Genomic DNA, 14593 nt, shown 5'->3' with positions numbered 1-14593 from the left:
GCGATGATGACTGACATGACAGCCGCCCCCCCGGACCAGGGTCCCCCCCGTGCCGGGGGGGCGGCCGCCGTCGCCACCGGCACCGATCTGGCGGAGCTGTTGCGCCGGTCGGCCCGCGGTGACGAGGACGCGTTCGCCCGGCTGTACGACGCGACCTCCCGCCGCCTGTTCGGCCTGGTCCTGCGGGTGGTCCGCGACCACGCGATGTCGGAGGAGGTCACCCAGGAGGTCTACCTCGACGTCTGGCGCCAGTGCGCCCGCTTCGACGCCGACCGGGGCAGCGCCATCTCGTGGCTGATGACGATCGCCCACCGGGCCGCCGTCGACCGGGTGAGGTCCAGCGAGGCCTCCCGCCGGCGCGACGACGCGCATGCGGCCAGCCACCAGGACATCGACTTCGACACCACGGCCGAGGCCGCGCAGGCCTCCCTCGAGGCCCAACGCGTCCGACGCGCCCTCAGCACCCTCACCGACGCCCAGCGCAGCGCGGTCGAGCTGGCCTACCTCGGTGGCTACACGCACACCGAGGTCGCCCGCCTCCTCGACCTGCCGCTCGGCACCGCCAAGACCAGGATCCGGGACGGACTCATCCGTCTGCGGGACACGTTGGGAGTACCGGCATGAGCCCCGATCTGCACCACCTCTCCGGTGCGTACGCGGTCGACGCCCTCGACGAGCACGAGCGCGCGAGCTTCGAGGAGCACCTCGCGGTGTGCCCCGACTGCCGCGCCGAGGTCGCCGAGCTCACCGCCGCCGCGCACTCCCTCACCGCCCTCGGTGAGGCCACCCCGCCCCCGTCGCTGCGTGCCGCGGTGCTCTCCGGGATCACGAAGGTGCGCCCGCTCCCCCCGCTGGCCCCGGAGGACGGTGGTTCGCTGCGGTCCGCCGACGCCGCGACGCCCTCCGGTGGTCCCCGGCGTGAGGGCGGGACACACGGAGCGGTCGTCGTCCCCTTCCGGCGCCGGACGTCCACGTGGCTGACCGCGGCGGCCGCCGCCGTGGCCATCGCCGTCGGTGGCATGGCGTGGTCGCCGTGGTCCGACGGGCCCGCCTCGCCCTACGACCAGGTCGTCGCCGCCGCGGACGCCACGACCGTGACCAGCGCCAAGGGCGGCACCACCGCCACGGTGGTCTACAGCCGCCAGCTCGGCCGCTCGGCCATCACCGTGGCGGGCCTGCCCTCGCTGCCGGACGACCGGACCTACCAGCTCTGGTACGCCGGCGTGGACGAGAAGATGCACCCGGCGGGCCTGTTCGACACCGACGCCTCGGGCCGCGCCACGGCCGTCCTCGACGGCGACGCCAACACCGCCACCGCGGTGGGGCTCACCGTGGAGCCGGTCGGCGGGTCGGCCCAGCCGACCACCGAGCCGCTCATGGTGATGGCGCTCGCCTGACCACCGCCTCGGCCGCGGCCTCGAGAACCCCTTCGCTCCCCGCGTAGGGACTCTCGGGTCGCGGCCAGTGCGTGACGACGTCGGTGAAGCCGAGCTCGGCGGCACGACCGGTCATCTCGGCGTAGAGCTCGACCGACTCGAGCGCGTAGCGCGGCGAGGAGTCGAGCAGGAGATAGCGCGGGAGGCCGCTGCGCCCCGCGGCGGCACATGCGTCGTCGAAGCGCGCCGCGAGGCCGGCGACGTGCGCGAACCACGCGTCGAGGTCGGCGCCCTTGCCCCCGTAGGTGGCCCAGGCGTCGCCGACGGCCGCGGCGAGGGCGACCGAACGCGGCCCGTTGGCCGCGACGACGAGCGGCACGCGGTCGCGGACCGGCTCGGGCAGGGTGCGCGCGTCGGCCGTCGCGTAGAAGGCGCCGGCGTGGTCGACGTGGTCCTCGCGCAGGAGGCGGTCGAGGAGGTGGGTGAACTCGTGGAACCGGTCGACCCGTTCCCGCAGCGGGCGGTCCTCGCCGAGGATCCGGCTGTCGAGGTCGCCGCCGGCACCGATCCCGAGGAGGAAGCGCCCGGCGCTCGCGTCGTCGAGCGTGATGGCGTCGCGGGCCAGGACGTAGGGGTGGCGGAAGTTCGGCGAGGCGACGAAGACCCCGAGCCCGATCGTGGAGGTGATGGTCGAGGCGAGGGCCAGGGTCGGGGCGAAGGCGAACACCGGCGCGTTCGGCAGGCCGCCCCACACGAGGTGGTCGTAGGTCCACGCGTGGTCGAAGCCCATCTCCTCGGCCGCGGCCCAGCGCGGGGCCGCCTCGCGCCAGCGGTGCTCGGGGACGACGACGATGCCGTGCCGCAGGGCCGAGGGGGCGAAGGGGGCCGTCATCGGGTCACCCCGGTGGCGTCGACGAGGGGCAGGAGGTCCTCGAGCCGCGCGCGGATGCCGCTGACCCTCAGCCGCCCGTCGGCGAGGGCCTCGGACCACCGCAGGTCGCCGGTCGCCAGGCGCAGCCACGTCTCGGCGTCGGTCTCGACGACGTTCGGCGGGGTGCCGCGGGTGTGGGTGGGCCCCTCGACGCACTGAACGGCGCCGTAGGGCGGCACGCGCACCTCGACGCTGCGCCCGGGGGCTCGCGTCCCCAGCTCCTCGAGCAGGTAGCGGACGGCCGTGCCCCGCGTGGCGCGGTCCACGCCCTCGGGGTCGGCGCGCCACACGCTCAGCGCCGAGGCCCCCACGACGGGGTCGGTGCGGCGACGAGGAGGCATCGCTCCATCCTAGGAGTGGCCGGTGTCAGGGCTTCTCACTGCTGCACCCCACGTCAGCAGCGCGACGACGCGACGGCTCCGCACCCTGCCCCGGCTCCTTCGCACTGCTGCGCCACACGTCAGCAGTGCGACTGCGCGACGGCGCCGCACCCTGCGCCGGCTCCTTCGCACTGCTGCACCCCACGTCAGCAGTGCGACTGCGCGACGGCTCGACACCCTGCGCAGGCTCCTTCGCACTGCTGCGCCCCACGTCAGCAGTGCGAAGCTCACGGACCACCCACTTGCTGCCGCGCCCGCGTAGCCTGCGCCCGTGACGACGGCGGAGTTCGAGCGCGACGGCTCGCTCGTGACGGTCGTGCTCGACGGCCAGGGGCAGTCGGCCGTCGACCTCGACGAACCGGCCCGCCTCGAGTTCGAGTACGTCCAGCACCTGGCCCTGTGCATCGACGCCCTCGCGGCCGACGGGCCGCTGCGGGTCACCCACGTCGGAGGCGCCGGCCTCACCCTGCCCCGGTGGGTCCACCACACCCGGCCCGGGTCGCCGCAGATCGTCCTCGAGCCCGACGCCGCCCTCACCGAGGCCGTGCGCCGCGAGCTGCCGCTCCCCCGCGGGCACCGGATCCGGGTCCGTCCCGTCGACGGGGCGACGGGCATCGCCGGACTGCGTGACGGCAGCGCCGACGTCGTCGTCGTCGACGCCTTCGCGCAGGGCCGGATCCCGGCCGACGTCGGGACCCTCGAGTGGTTCCGGGAGGTCGCCCGCGTCCTCGCTCCCGGCGGGCTGCTCCTGGCCAACCTCGCCGACGAGCCGGGGATGCGGCACGCGGCCCGGGTCGTCGCCGGTGCCCGCGAGGCCCTCGGACACGTCGCCGTCGTCGGCCTCCACGAGGTGCTCAAGGGCCGCCGCTTCGGCAACCTCGTGCTCGTCGGGTCGGCGGGCGCGGTCGACCTCTACTCGCTGCGGCGCGCGGCGGCCTCCGCCGCGCTGCCGACCGGGGTGCTGACCGCCGACGACGTCGCCCGCAAGGCACCCGGGGCACGTCCGTTCACCGCCGCGGACGCCGAGCCCTCCCCCGAACCGCCGGCTCGAGGTGCCTGGCGCCGCCGCTAGCGACCGCCCGGGGCACCCCGGCCGGCCGACTCGCCGCTCAGCCGTCCTCGCCGCGCAGCGTGCGCATCACGCGGGCACGCCAGGACTCGCGCTCGGCGACGGGCGGGGTCTCGGCCGCGCCCGCGGGACCGTCCTCGGGTGAGGCCGCCTCCGCGGCCGACGCCGCCTGCGCGAGCGCGGCACGGTGGGCCTCGTGGTGCTCGAGCGTGTGGACCACGTCGGCGAGGAAGGCGTCGACCTCGGCGTGGTCGTACCCGGGACGCAGCCGGGTGGACGTGAACCGCACCGAGGCCAGGCCGGTCGACTCCATCCGGAAGCCGCTCGACGACGTCCCCGACTCGTGGCGCCGCAGCGTCGCGGCGACGTCCCGGAGGAGGTCGTCGACCTCGCCCTCGTCGTAGCCGGCGCGGAGCTGGGTCCGGGTGAAGGTCGCGTGCTCGACGTCGTCGGCCCGCAGCACCCGCGCCATCAGCCGACCCACACCCTCGCGTTGCGGAACATCCGCAGCCACGGGCTCTCCTCGGCCACGGGGCTCGACGACCACGACATCTGCACCGTCCGAGAGACACGCTCGGGGTGCGGCATCATCGCGGTGAACCGGCCGTCGGGCGTCGTCACGGCGGTGAGGCCGTCGGGCGAGCCGTTGGGGTTGTGCGGGTAGGTGAGCGCCGGGCGGCCGTGGTGGTCGACGAACCGGGCGACCCGCTCGACGGACCCGGCGTCGCCGCGGGCGGAGAAGTCGGCGAAGCCCTCGCCGTGGGCGACCGCGATCGGGATCCGGCTGCCCTCCATCCCGCGCATGAGGACCGACGGGGAGTCGAGGACCTCGACGAGGGTGAGCCGGGCCTCGTACTGCTCGGACCGGTTGCGGGTGAACCGCGGCCAGGCCTCGGCCCCGGGCACGAGGTCGGCCAGCGCCGCGAACATCTGGCAGCCGTTGCAGATGCCGAGGCCGAAGGTGTCCTCGCGGTGGAAGAAGGCGTGGAAGGACTCGGTGAGCCGCTCGTTGAAGAGCACCGAGCGCGCCCAGCCCTCGCCCGCCCCGAGCGTGTCGCCGTAGGAGAACCCGCCGCAGGCCACGAGCCCCACGGCGTCGGCGAGGTCGAAGCGACCGGTCTGCAGGTCGGTCATGTGGACGTCGTAGGTGTCGAACCCGGCTCGGTCGAAGGCGAACGCCGTCTCGACGTGGCTGTTGACGCCCTGCTCGCGCAGGATGGCGACCTTCGGCCGGACCCCGAGGTTGAGGAAGGGCGCCGCGACGTCGTCGGTGGGGTCGAAAGTGGGCGCGACGACGAGTCCGGGGTCGTCGTCGGCGCCGACGGCGTCGTGCTCCTCGTCGGCGAGCGCGGGGTTGTCGCGCAGCGTGGCGATCCGCCACGACACCTCGTCCCACGCCTGGGCGAGGTCGCGCACCGGCTCGTCGAGGACGACCCCCTCACCGACGGCGACGCGGACCCGGCGGTCCGACGACGTCGCACCGACGACGCGCGAGAGGTCCCCGAGGCCGTGCCGCGCCAGGACACGGAGCACCTCGTCACCCGAACCGGAGGGGACGCCGAGCAGGACGCCGAGCTCCTCGGTGAACAGGGCTGCGACAGAGGCCGGCTCGAGGTCGACACCGACGGCACCCGCGAAGGCCATCTCGCAGGCGGCGGCCCACAGCCCGCCGTCGGACCGGTCGTGGAAGGCCGTGACGAGGCCGGCGGAGCGCAGCTCGGCGAGGGCCAGGGCGAGGCCCACGAGTCGCTGCGGGTCGTCGAGGTCGGGCACCACGCCACCGAACTCGCCTCGCACCTGAGCGAGCATCGAGCCGCCGAGGCGGTCGAGGCCGGCGCCGAGGTCGACGAGGACGAGCTCGGAGCCCGGCAGCAGCTGCGGGGTCCACGTGCCCCGGACGTCGGGCAGGGACGCGAACGCCGACACGACGAGGGAGACCGGTGAGGTCACCTGCCGCGTTTCCCCGGAGGCCTCGTCGGTCCAGCGGGTGCGCATCGACAGCGAGTCCTTGCCGACCGGGACGGAGATCCCGAGGGCCGGGCAGAGCTCCATCGCCACGGCGTGCACCGTGTCGTAGAGCGCCGCGTCCTCGCCCTCCTCGCCGCAGGCGGCCATCCAGTTGCAGGACAGCTTGGTCCCCGCCAGCCCGGTGAGCGGCGCCGCGAGGAGGTTGGTCAGCGCCTCGCCGACGGCCATCCGACCGGAGGCCGGTCCGTCGACAGCGGCGAGCGGCATCCGCTCGCCGCTCGCCATCGCCTGGCCGGCGAAGCCCACGTGGTCCGACAGGGTGACGGCGACGTCGGCGACGGGGACCTGCCACGGCCCGACCATCTGGTCGCGGTGGCTCAGGCCGCCGACGGTGCGGTCGGCGATCGTCACGAGGAAGCGCTTGGAGGCGACGGTGGGGTGGCGCAGGACGGCGTACGCGGCCTCGCGCAGCGTCGACCCTGCGAGGTCGTCGAGGTCGAGCGAGGGCGTGGACCGCGGCACCCGACGGACGTCGCGCGTCATCCGCGGCGGCTTGCCGAGCAGCACCTCCATCGGCATGTCGATCGGCCGGTCGTCACCCTCGACGTCGTCGGGACCGGGGGCGAGGACGAGCTGCGCGTCGTCGCGCGCCACCCCGACGACCGTCAGCGGGCAGCGCTCACGCTCGGCGAGCGCGACGAGGAGCCCGAGCGACTCGGGGGCGACGGCCAGGACGTAGCGCTCCTGGCTCTCGTTGCACCACGCCTCCTTCGGCGCCAGGCCCGACTCCTCGAGCGGCACCGCGGAGAGGTCGAATCGGGCACCGAGCCCGGCGTCGTCGACGAGCTCGGGGAAGGCGTTGGACAGCCCGCCCGCGCCGACGTCGTGGATCGCGAGGACGGGGTTGTCGGCCCCGAGGTCGGCGCAGTGGTTGATGACCTCCTGGGCGCGCCGCTCGATCTCGGGGTTGCCCCGCTGCACCGAGTCGAAGTCGAGCTCGGCGGCGTTGGCCCCGGCCGCCATCGAGGACGCCGCGCCACCGCCCATCCCGATCCGCATGCCCGGACCGCCGAGCTGGACGAGGAGGGTGCCCGCGGGGAAGCGGACCTTCTCGGTCTGGTCGGCGCTGATCGAGCCGAGCCCACCGGCGCTCATGATCGGCTTGTGGTACCCGCGGCGGACGCCGTCGACGGTCTGCTCGAAGACGCGGAAGAAGCCCCCGAGCCCGGGGCGCCCGAACTCGTTGTTGAAGGCGGCGGCGCCGATCGGGCCCTCGACCATGATGTCGAGCGGGCTGGCGATGTGGCCGGGGGCGCCGTAGGGGTCGCGCTCCCACGGCTCGTCGGTGCCGGGGAGGTGGAGGTTGGAGACGACGAAGCCGGTGAGCCCCGCCTTCGGGCGGCTCCCGCGGCCGGTGGCTCCCTCGTCGCGGATCTCGCCGCCCGCACCGGTGGCCGCCCCGGGGAAGGGGCTGATCGCCGTGGGGTGGTTGTGCGTCTCGACCTTCATGAGGACGTGGACCTCGTCCTCGACGGCGACGTAGCGGCCGGGCCCGTCGGGGACCTCGGGCACCCACCGGGTCACCGGCCCCCCGGCCATGATCGACGCGTTGTCCTTGTAGGCGACGACGGTGCCCTCGCCGGCGACCTCCTCGGTGTGCCGGATCATGCCGAAGAGGGAGCGCGCCTTGACCTCGCCGTCGACGACGAAGTCGGCGTTGAAGATCTTGTGGCGGCAGTGCTCGGAGTTGGCCTGCGCGAACATCATCAGCTCGACGTCGGAGGGGTTGCGGCCCAGCCCGGTGAAGGCGTCGACGAGGTAGTCGACCTCGTCCTCGGAGAGCGCGAGCCCGTAGGCGGCGTCGGCCTCCTCGACGGCCTCGCGCCCGCGGGCGAGGACGTCGACCCGCTCCATCGGCTCGGCCTCGCGCTCCTCGAACAGGGCCGCGGTGGCGTCGAGCGAGGGCAGGGCGGTCTCGGTCATCCGGTCGTGGACGAGGTCGGCGACGGTGGCCCACTGCTCGTCGGTGAGCGGCTCCTGCGTGGCGATGCGGTACTCGGTGACCCGCTCGACGCGCCGCACGTCGACGCCGCAGTTGTGGGCGATGTCGGTGGCCTTCGAGGCCCACGGCGAGAGCGTGCCGAGCCGCGGCGAGACGACGACGGTCGCCAGGTGCGTGCCCTCGGGCTCGGGGGCCGGCGGAGGTCCGTAGGTGAGCAGGCGCGCCACGGTGGCCGCGGTGTCGTCGGAGAGGGCGGCCTCGCTGGCGACGACGTGGACGTGGCGGGCCCCGACCGCGGTGGCTCCCGGGACGGCTCGTTCGAGGCGGGCGAGCAGGGCCGCGGCGCGGAAGGGGGAAAGGGCGTTGCCGCCGGGGACGGTGGTCAGCACGAGGTCGTGCGACGAGGCCATGGCGTGCGGTCTCCCGGGGTGCGGCTCGAGGCGGGTCTGCCGGGGCCCACGCTACCGGCGGCGCGGCCCGGCGGTGTCCGCGGGACCTCCGGCGAGACACCACGCGCGCGCCGGAAGGTGTACCATCTGGTACATGATCGAGGTCGTCCGTGAGTCCACCGCCCCCACCGAGCGGCTGTGGGCGGTGATGTCCGACGTCCGGGGGTGGCCCACCTGGCTCCCCACCGTCGACGCGGTGACGGCGCTCGACCCCGACCGGGTCGACGAGGTCGGCGCCGAGTACCGGGTCGAGCAGCCGAAGCTCCCACCGGCCGTCTGGCGGATCACCGAGGTCGTCCCCGGGCGCTCGTTCACGTGGGAGTCCAGCGCCCCGGGGATGCGCTCGGTCGGCACCCACGAGCTGCGCCCCCACCCCGACGGCACGACGAGCATCGCCCTCGGGATCACGTGGTCGGGCGTGCTCGCCCCGCTGGTCCGCTTCCTGGTCGGCCGCACCGCCCGGGACTACGTGGAGCAGGAGGCCGAGGCCCTCGACCGGACGGCGTCGGGGGCGGACGCCGGGCCCGCGGACCCGGCACCGGACGCGCCCGGTGCCTGACCCCGACCCCTCCCCGAGGGACGACCTCCTGGTCCGCGCCGTCGCCTGGTTCGCGGAGCACGGGGTCGGCGACACCAGCCTGCGCTCGCTCGCCGCGGGCATCGGCACGAGCCACCGGATGCTGAACTACCACTTCGGGTCCCGCGAGGGGCTCCTCGGCGCCGTCGTGGAGGCCGTCGAGCGGGCCGAGCAGGAGACCCTCACCTCGCTCGTGGCCGCGCACGAGGACCCCGTCGCCGCGGGCGAGGCCTTCTGGACGCGGGTCGCCGACCGCGCCGAGGTCTTCGCCCCGCTCTTCTTCGAGCTGTCGAGCCACGCCATGCGCGACCGGCCGCACGCCGCCCCCCTGCGCCGCTGGCTCGAGGAGGGCTGGACCGCGACCGTCCGTGACGCCTACCGGCGGGCCGGCGCGGAGCCCGAGCTCGCCGGCTCCCTCGCCCTGCAGTCCCTCGCGATGGCGCGCGGCCTCCTCTTCGAGCTGGCGGTCACCGGCGACCGCGCCGCCGGCGACGCGGCGATGGCCCGCTGGACGCGCACCGTGCGCCGCGAGCTCGACGAGGCGGCCGGGAAGGGCCCGGGGCGAGCGGTCAGCCCGTGAAGGTCCGGCCGGTCAGGCGCTCGTAGGCCTCGACGTACTTCGCGCGCGTCCGCTCGAGGACGTCGGCCGGCATCGGCGGCGGGGCCTCACCCGATGCCTTGTCCCAGCCGCTCGCCGGCGACAGCAGCCACTCGCGGACGAACTCCTTGTCGAAGCTGGGCTGGGTGTGGCCGGGCTCCCACTGGTCGGCCGGCCAGAAGCGGGACGAGTCGGGGGTCAGCACCTCGTCGGCGAGGACGAGGCCGTCGGGGGCGTCGTCGTCGAGGCCGAACTCGACCTTGGTGTCGGCGATGAGGATTCCCCGCTCCGCCGCGATCTCGTTGCCGCGGGCCAGGATCCGCGTCGTGAGGTCGCGAGCGCGCTCCGCCGTGCGCTCGCCGACGGCCGCGACGACGTCCTCGAAGGGCATCGGCTCGTCGTGTGCGCCCTGCGGCGCCTTCGTGCTGGGGGTGAAGACCGGCTCGGGGAGCCGGGACCCGTCGACGAGGCCCTCGGGCAGCAGGAGGCCGCTGACCCGGCCGTCGGTCCGGTACTCGCGCAGCCCCCCACCGGTGAGGTAGGCGCGGGCCACGCACTCGACGGGCAGCATCTCGAGGCGGCGGACGAGCACCGCCCGGCCCGCGACCTCGGCCGGGACGTCGGTGGAGACGACGTGGTGGGGCAAGAGGTCCTCGAGCTGCTCGAACCACCACAGCGACAGCTGGGTGAGGACGGCACCCTTGTCGGGGACCGGCGTCTGGAGGATGAAGTCGAACGCCGACAGGCGGTCGCTGGCGACGAGGAGCAGCCGGTCGTCGCGCGGCGAGCCCGTTTCGGGGTCGAGCGGCGCGTAGAGGTCGCGGACCTTGCCCGAGTAGACGTGCGCGTACCCGGGGAGGGCGACCGGCTCGGGCGTCGAGGCGGTGGTGGGGGCGTCGGCCATGGCGGGGATTCTTCCAGCCCCGGGGGCCCGCGCCCGCCGGCGCCCATCGCCAGGACTGCGGAGGGCGCGGGACGGGGGTCGCCCGCGATCTCGGGAAGGACGGCGCGGGCGCTCCTCAGTCGTGGGTGTCCTCGCGACCCCGGGCCGCGGCCGGCCAGCGCCGGGCCCCCGGACCCTCGACCGCGAGGGCGTCCTCGGGGTTGTAGACCGGGCAGGACCGCAGCGACAGGCAGCCGCAGCCGATGCACGACGACAGCCCGTCGCGCACGCGCACGAGCGCCTCGATCCGCTCGTCGAGGAGGGCGTGCCACACACGCGAGAGCCGTTGCCAGTCGCGCTTCGTCGGCGGGCGGTCGTGCGGAAGCGACTCGAGGGCCGCGCCGATCTCGGTGAGCAACAGCCCGAACCGCTGCCCCGCTCGGACGACCGCCACCCGCCGGAGGACGTGGCGCTCGTAGCGGCGCTGGTTGCCCGCCGTGCGCACCGACTCGACGAGACCGCGTTCCTCGTAGAACCTGATGGTGGCCACGGAGACGCCGCTGCGCGTCGCGACCTCGCCGATGGGGAGCAGGTCGGTGCGGTCCACCTCCTCACGGTAGACGACTTGACCTCCAGCGCACTTGAGGTACGAGGATCCACGACATGACCTCTCGCACGACCCCGCGTACCAGCGTGGACGCCGACGCGGACGCGACGCCCGCGACTCCGGCCGGGCCCACCGGGCCGGGCGGCTCGACCGCCCGGCTGCTGAGCCGTGAGCACCTCCCCGTCGTCGCGGGCATCGTCGCGCTCGTGACCCTGGCGGCCTTCGAGAACCGCGCCGTCATGACGATCCTCCCCACCGTCGTGCGCGACCTCGACGGCTGGGGCCTGTTCGGTGCCTCGACGGGCGCCTCGCTCGTGACCTTCACCGTCGCGATGGCGTGGGCGGGCGGCTGGACCGACCGCCGGGGGCCACGCCCGGCGCTCCTCACCGGGCTGGCGGCGTTCGCCCTCGCCCAGGTCGTCTCGGGCCTGGCGCCGACGATGGCGGTCTTCGTGGCGGGCCGGGCCGTCTCGGGAGCCGCCGAGGCGCTCATCGACACCGCGCTCATGGTGCTCGTCGCCCAGGCGCTGCCGGACGCCCTGCGCGCCAAGGTCTTCGCGTCGTTCGCCGCGGCGTGGGTCCTCCCCTCGCTCCTCGGCCCGAGCGTCGCCGGCGGGATCGACGCCCTCGCGGGGTGGCGGGCGGTCTTCATCGCGCCCCTCGTCGTCGTCCCGCTGGCCCTGCTCCCCATCCGGTCGGCCCTGCGCCGCACGCACCCCGGGGCGGGCACCGACGGCGAGGGCGTCACCGGTCGGCGTCGCAGGGTCACCGCCTCCCTGCTGCTCGCCGCCGGCCTGGCCGTGACGACCTTCACCGCACCCCTCCTCGAGGTGCCCTCCACGCGCCGCACGGGTGCCCTCGCCATCGCGGCGGGCGTCCTCGTCGTCCTCGTCGGGGCGGGGCGGGCGCTGCCCGCGGGGACGGCCCGGCTCGCGCACGGCGTCCCGTCGATCATCGCCCTGCGGCTGCTCGTGTCGGCCGCGTTCACCGGCATCGGCGGGGTCCTGCCGCTGATGCTCGTCCAGACCCACGGCGCGTCGACGGCGCTGGCGGGGGTCTCCCTCACCGTGACCGGCACCCTGTGGGCGTTCGGGTCGTGGGGCACCAGCACGGCCCGGGCCCAGGCCCGGCCGGCCGCCCACCGGCTGCGGCTCGGCGGCGCGTTCATCGCCGTCGGGTCGCTCGGGCCGGTGCTCCTGTCGCTCGACGTCGTCGGCCTCGTCGCCGGCATGGCCGGCTGGGCGCTGGCCGCCACGGGGATGGGCATCGTGTCGCCGACGGTCTCCACCGAGCTGCTGGCCCAGGCGCCCGCGTCCGAGCACGGGCGGGTCAGCGCGGCCCAGGGGCTGGCCGTCTCGACGGGCGTCGCCCTCACGACCGCCCTCGCCGGTGCCGTGGTGGCCCTGCGCGGGGAGGCGATGGACGGTCCGGCGTTCGCGGTCCTCATGGGGATCGGCGGGCTCACCGCGCTCGGCGTCGTCGGTGCCGCCGGCCGCACCCGTCCCCTCCCGCCGGGGTAGCGTCGATCAGCATGAGCATCCTCGACAGGGCCACCGAGCTCCAGCGCCTCCACTCCGCCCCCGAGCTCCTCCTCGTCGTCAACGTCTGGGACGTCATCTCCGCGCGGGTCGTCGCCGAGACCCCGGGCACCACCGCGCTGGCCACCGCCAGCCACTCCATCGCCGCGTCGTACGGCTACCCCGACGGCGAGCAGATCCCCCGCGACCTCATGGTCGAGGCGTGCGGCCGCATCGCCGCCGCCACCGAGCTGCCCGTCTCCGCCGACCTCGAGGCCGGCTACGGCGACCCGGGCGGCACGGTGGCGCGCGCCATCGACGTCGGCGTCGTCGGGGCGAACCTCGAGGACCAGATGAAGCCGCTCGGCGAGGCCGTGGCCGCCGTCGAGGCCGCCGTCGCCGCGGGCGAGGCGGCCGGGATCCCCTTCCAGCTCAACGCCCGCACCGATGCCTTCCTCCGGGCCGGCGACCGCGACCCGGCCGACGTCCTCGCCGACGCCATCGAGCGGGGACGGGCCTTCCTCGACGCCGGCGCGGCGACCGTCTTCGCGCCGGGGAGGCTCGACGAGCCCACCGTCGCCGCCCTCGTCGAGGCCCTCGGTCCTCAGCGGCTGACCCTCATCGGCGTCCCGGGCTCGCTGCCGCTGGACACCGTGCAGCGTCTCGGCGTCGCTCGCGTCTCGTACGGGCCGTGGAGCCAGAACGTCGCGCTGACCGCCCTCGCCGAGCTGACCGAGTCGGTCCTCGCCGGGGGCGCGCTCCCCGAGGGCACCCGCAAGCTCAACTGAGCCCGGCCCGCCCTCGTACGCTCGCGGGTCAGACGGAGACGGCGCCCTGCTCGGCGAGGAGGGCGATGTCGGTGCGGTGGTGCGAGCCCTCGAGGCCGATGCCCGCCACCGCCGCGTAGACGCGCTCGCGGGCCTGCGCCAGGGACTCCCCCGTCGCGACGACCGAGAGCACCCGACCGCCGGCCGACACGAGCCGGCCCTCGTCGTCGAGGGCGGTCCCGGCGTGGAGGACGTAGGCCGCCGGGGCGACGTCGGCGTCGTCGGTCCCCGTGACGACGTCGCCGGTCCGGGGCGTCCCGGGGTACGACTGCGCCGCGACGACGACCGTCACCGCGTGCTCCGCCGACCACCGCAGGGCCGGGACCTCCTCGAGCCGTCCCTGGGCCGCAGCGAGGAGGACGCCGCCGAGCGGCGTCAGGAGGCGGGCGAGGACGACCTGGGTCTCGGGGTCGCCGAAGCGGGCGTTGAACTCGATGACGCGCGGGCCCCGCGGCGTCAGCGCCAGCCCGATGAACAGCACCCCCGCGAACGGGGTGCCGCGGCGGCGCATCTCGTCGATGACGGGCTGCGCGATGCGGGTGACCACCTCGTCGACGAGTCCCTCGGGCGCCCAGTCGAGCGGGCTGTAGGCGCCCATCCCGCCGGTGTTCGGGCCGGCGTCGTCGTCGCCGACGCGCTTGAAGTCCTGGGCGGGGGTCAGCGGGACGACGGTCGTGCCGTCGGAGAGGACGAAGAGCGAGACCTCGGGGCCTGAGAGGAACTCCTCGATGACGACGGCCCCGTCCTCCTTGGCGAGGCAGGCGCGCGCGTGCTCGAGCGCCTCGTCGCGGTCGTCGGTGACGACGACGCCCTTCCCGGCGGCGAGCCCGTCCTCCTTGACGACGTGCGGCGCCCCGAGGGCGTCGAGCGCCTCCTCGACCGACGCCATCGTCGTGCACACGTGGGCCAGCCCGGTCGGCACCTCGGCGGCCGACATGACCTCCTTGGCGAAGGCCTTGCTGCCCTCGAGCCGGGCGGCCCTGGCCGAGGGCCCGAAGCAGGCGATGCCGGCGGCGCGCACGGCGTCGGCGACCCCGGCGACGAGCGGCGCCTCGGGTCCGACGACGACGAGGTCGGCCCCGACCCGGGTGGCGAGGGCGGTGACGCCCTCCGGGCTGCTCACCCCGCCCTCGACGGCCTCGCACGCGGCGAGCGCGGCGATGCCGGGGTTCCCCGGCGCCGCGACGACCTTGTCGACCGACGGGTCGAGCGCGAGGGAGCGGACGATGGCGTGCTCGCGGGCCCCGGACCCGACGACGAGTACCTTCACGGGCCACGATCCTAGGGCGACCCGCGCCCCCGGGCGGCCCCGGTCCACGGCGGCCCCGTGCCGACCCGTCCGCGTCCCGACCGGCCCGTTCCCCGGACGCGGCGTGGTGGAGGCGCGGCGGGCTCTAGACTGGTGAGTT

At 75.4% G+C, this 14593-nt stretch carries 14 protein-coding genes; 7 read left to right on the top strand and 7 right to left on the bottom strand.

Annotated features, from left to right (window positions below):
- Positions 1 to 6 precede the first annotated feature (6 nt).
- Positions 7 to 624 carry an ECF RNA polymerase sigma factor SigK gene (sigK, locus tag ACFWN3_RS12320; RefSeq protein ID WP_377639993.1) on the top strand — a complete coding sequence of 206 codons (618 nt, stop codon included), beginning with the start codon at positions 7 to 9 and terminating at the stop codon, positions 622 to 624.
- Positions 621 to 1397 carry an anti-sigma factor domain-containing protein gene (locus ACFWN3_RS12315; protein WP_377639991.1) on the top strand — a complete coding sequence of 259 codons (777 nt, stop codon included), beginning with the start codon at positions 621 to 623 and terminating at the stop codon, positions 1395 to 1397. Before sigK ends, ACFWN3_RS12315 begins: the two co-directional genes overlap by 4 nt.
- On the opposite strand, the gene ACFWN3_RS12310 is transcribed toward ACFWN3_RS12315, so the two are convergent.
- On the bottom strand, positions 1375 to 2268 hold the full coding sequence (locus ACFWN3_RS12310) for an LLM class flavin-dependent oxidoreductase (RefSeq protein ID WP_377639989.1): 894 nt from the start codon (positions 2266 to 2268) through the stop codon (positions 1375 to 1377). The genes ACFWN3_RS12315 and ACFWN3_RS12310 overlap by 23 nt on opposite strands.
- The gene (locus ACFWN3_RS12305) at positions 2265 to 2648 is read right to left on the bottom strand and encodes a sterol carrier family protein (RefSeq protein WP_377639987.1); all 384 of its coding nucleotides are present in this window, start codon (positions 2646 to 2648) and stop codon (positions 2265 to 2267) included. The genes ACFWN3_RS12310 and ACFWN3_RS12305 overlap by 4 nt, the downstream gene beginning before the upstream one ends.
- A gap of 310 nt (positions 2649 to 2958) precedes the next feature.
- Here ACFWN3_RS12305 and ACFWN3_RS12300 point away from each other — a divergent pair, with 310 nt between their 5' ends.
- Entirely contained in the window at positions 2959 to 3759 is an 801-nt protein-coding gene (locus ACFWN3_RS12300) for a spermidine synthase (RefSeq protein WP_377639985.1), read from the top strand.
- A 37-nt stretch (positions 3760 to 3796) separates the two neighbouring features.
- Here the strand turns inward: ACFWN3_RS12300 and ACFWN3_RS12295 are convergent, their stop codons facing one another.
- Both ACFWN3_RS12295 and purL read right to left on the bottom strand, forming a co-directional pair.
- Positions 3797 to 4228: a DivIVA domain-containing protein gene (locus ACFWN3_RS12295; RefSeq protein WP_377639983.1), complete on the bottom strand. Its 432-nt coding sequence runs from the start codon at positions 4226 to 4228 to the stop codon at positions 3797 to 3799.
- Complete coding sequence (gene purL / locus ACFWN3_RS12290; protein ID WP_377639981.1) at positions 4228 to 8136, bottom strand: phosphoribosylformylglycinamidine synthase; 3909 nt, start codon at positions 8134 to 8136, stop codon at positions 4228 to 4230. Before purL ends, ACFWN3_RS12295 begins: the two co-directional genes overlap by 1 nt.
- A 133-nt stretch (positions 8137 to 8269) precedes the next feature.
- Here purL and ACFWN3_RS12285 point away from each other — a divergent pair, with 133 nt between their 5' ends.
- On the top strand, positions 8270 to 8734 hold the full coding sequence (locus ACFWN3_RS12285) for an SRPBCC family protein (RefSeq protein ID WP_377639979.1): 465 nt from the start codon (positions 8270 to 8272) through the stop codon (positions 8732 to 8734).
- Positions 8727 to 9332, top strand: coding sequence for a TetR/AcrR family transcriptional regulator (locus tag ACFWN3_RS12280; RefSeq protein ID WP_377639977.1), 606 nt, complete (start codon positions 8727 to 8729; stop codon positions 9330 to 9332). The genes ACFWN3_RS12285 and ACFWN3_RS12280 overlap by 8 nt, the downstream gene beginning before the upstream one ends.
- Here ACFWN3_RS12280 and ACFWN3_RS12275 read toward each other — a convergent pair.
- Both ACFWN3_RS12275 and soxR read right to left on the bottom strand, forming a co-directional pair.
- Complete coding sequence (locus ACFWN3_RS12275; RefSeq protein WP_377639975.1) at positions 9322 to 10254, bottom strand: phosphoribosylaminoimidazolesuccinocarboxamide synthase; 933 nt, start codon at positions 10252 to 10254, stop codon at positions 9322 to 9324. The genes ACFWN3_RS12280 and ACFWN3_RS12275 overlap by 11 nt on opposite strands.
- Before the next feature lie 115 nt (positions 10255 to 10369).
- Positions 10370 to 10840, bottom strand: a complete 471-nt coding sequence (gene soxR, locus ACFWN3_RS12270; protein ID WP_377639973.1) for a redox-sensitive transcriptional activator SoxR — start codon at positions 10838 to 10840, stop codon at positions 10370 to 10372.
- 86 nt (positions 10841 to 10926) lie between these two features.
- Between soxR and ACFWN3_RS12265 the strand changes: the two genes are divergently transcribed.
- Entirely contained in the window at positions 10927 to 12360 is a 1434-nt protein-coding gene (locus ACFWN3_RS12265) for an MFS transporter (protein ID WP_377639971.1), read from the top strand.
- Between the two features lie 11 nt (positions 12361 to 12371).
- On the top strand, positions 12372 to 13145 hold the full coding sequence (locus ACFWN3_RS12260) for an isocitrate lyase/phosphoenolpyruvate mutase family protein (RefSeq protein WP_377639969.1): 774 nt from the start codon (positions 12372 to 12374) through the stop codon (positions 13143 to 13145).
- Positions 13146 to 13173: 28 nt separating this feature from the next.
- Here ACFWN3_RS12260 and purD read toward each other — a convergent pair whose 3' ends face one another.
- The gene (gene purD, locus ACFWN3_RS12255) at positions 13174 to 14454 is read right to left on the bottom strand and encodes a phosphoribosylamine--glycine ligase (RefSeq protein WP_377639967.1); all 1281 of its coding nucleotides are present in this window, start codon (positions 14452 to 14454) and stop codon (positions 13174 to 13176) included.
- Between the last annotated feature and the right edge of the window lie 139 nt (positions 14455 to 14593).

The sequence above is a fragment of the Oryzobacter terrae genome (assembly GCF_042756445.1).
GTDB lineage: Bacteria > Actinomycetota > Actinomycetes > Actinomycetales > Dermatophilaceae > Oryzobacter > Oryzobacter terrae.
The sequence above is the reverse complement of the archived record's forward strand: the minus strand, read 5'-3'. Positions and strand labels throughout refer to the sequence as shown.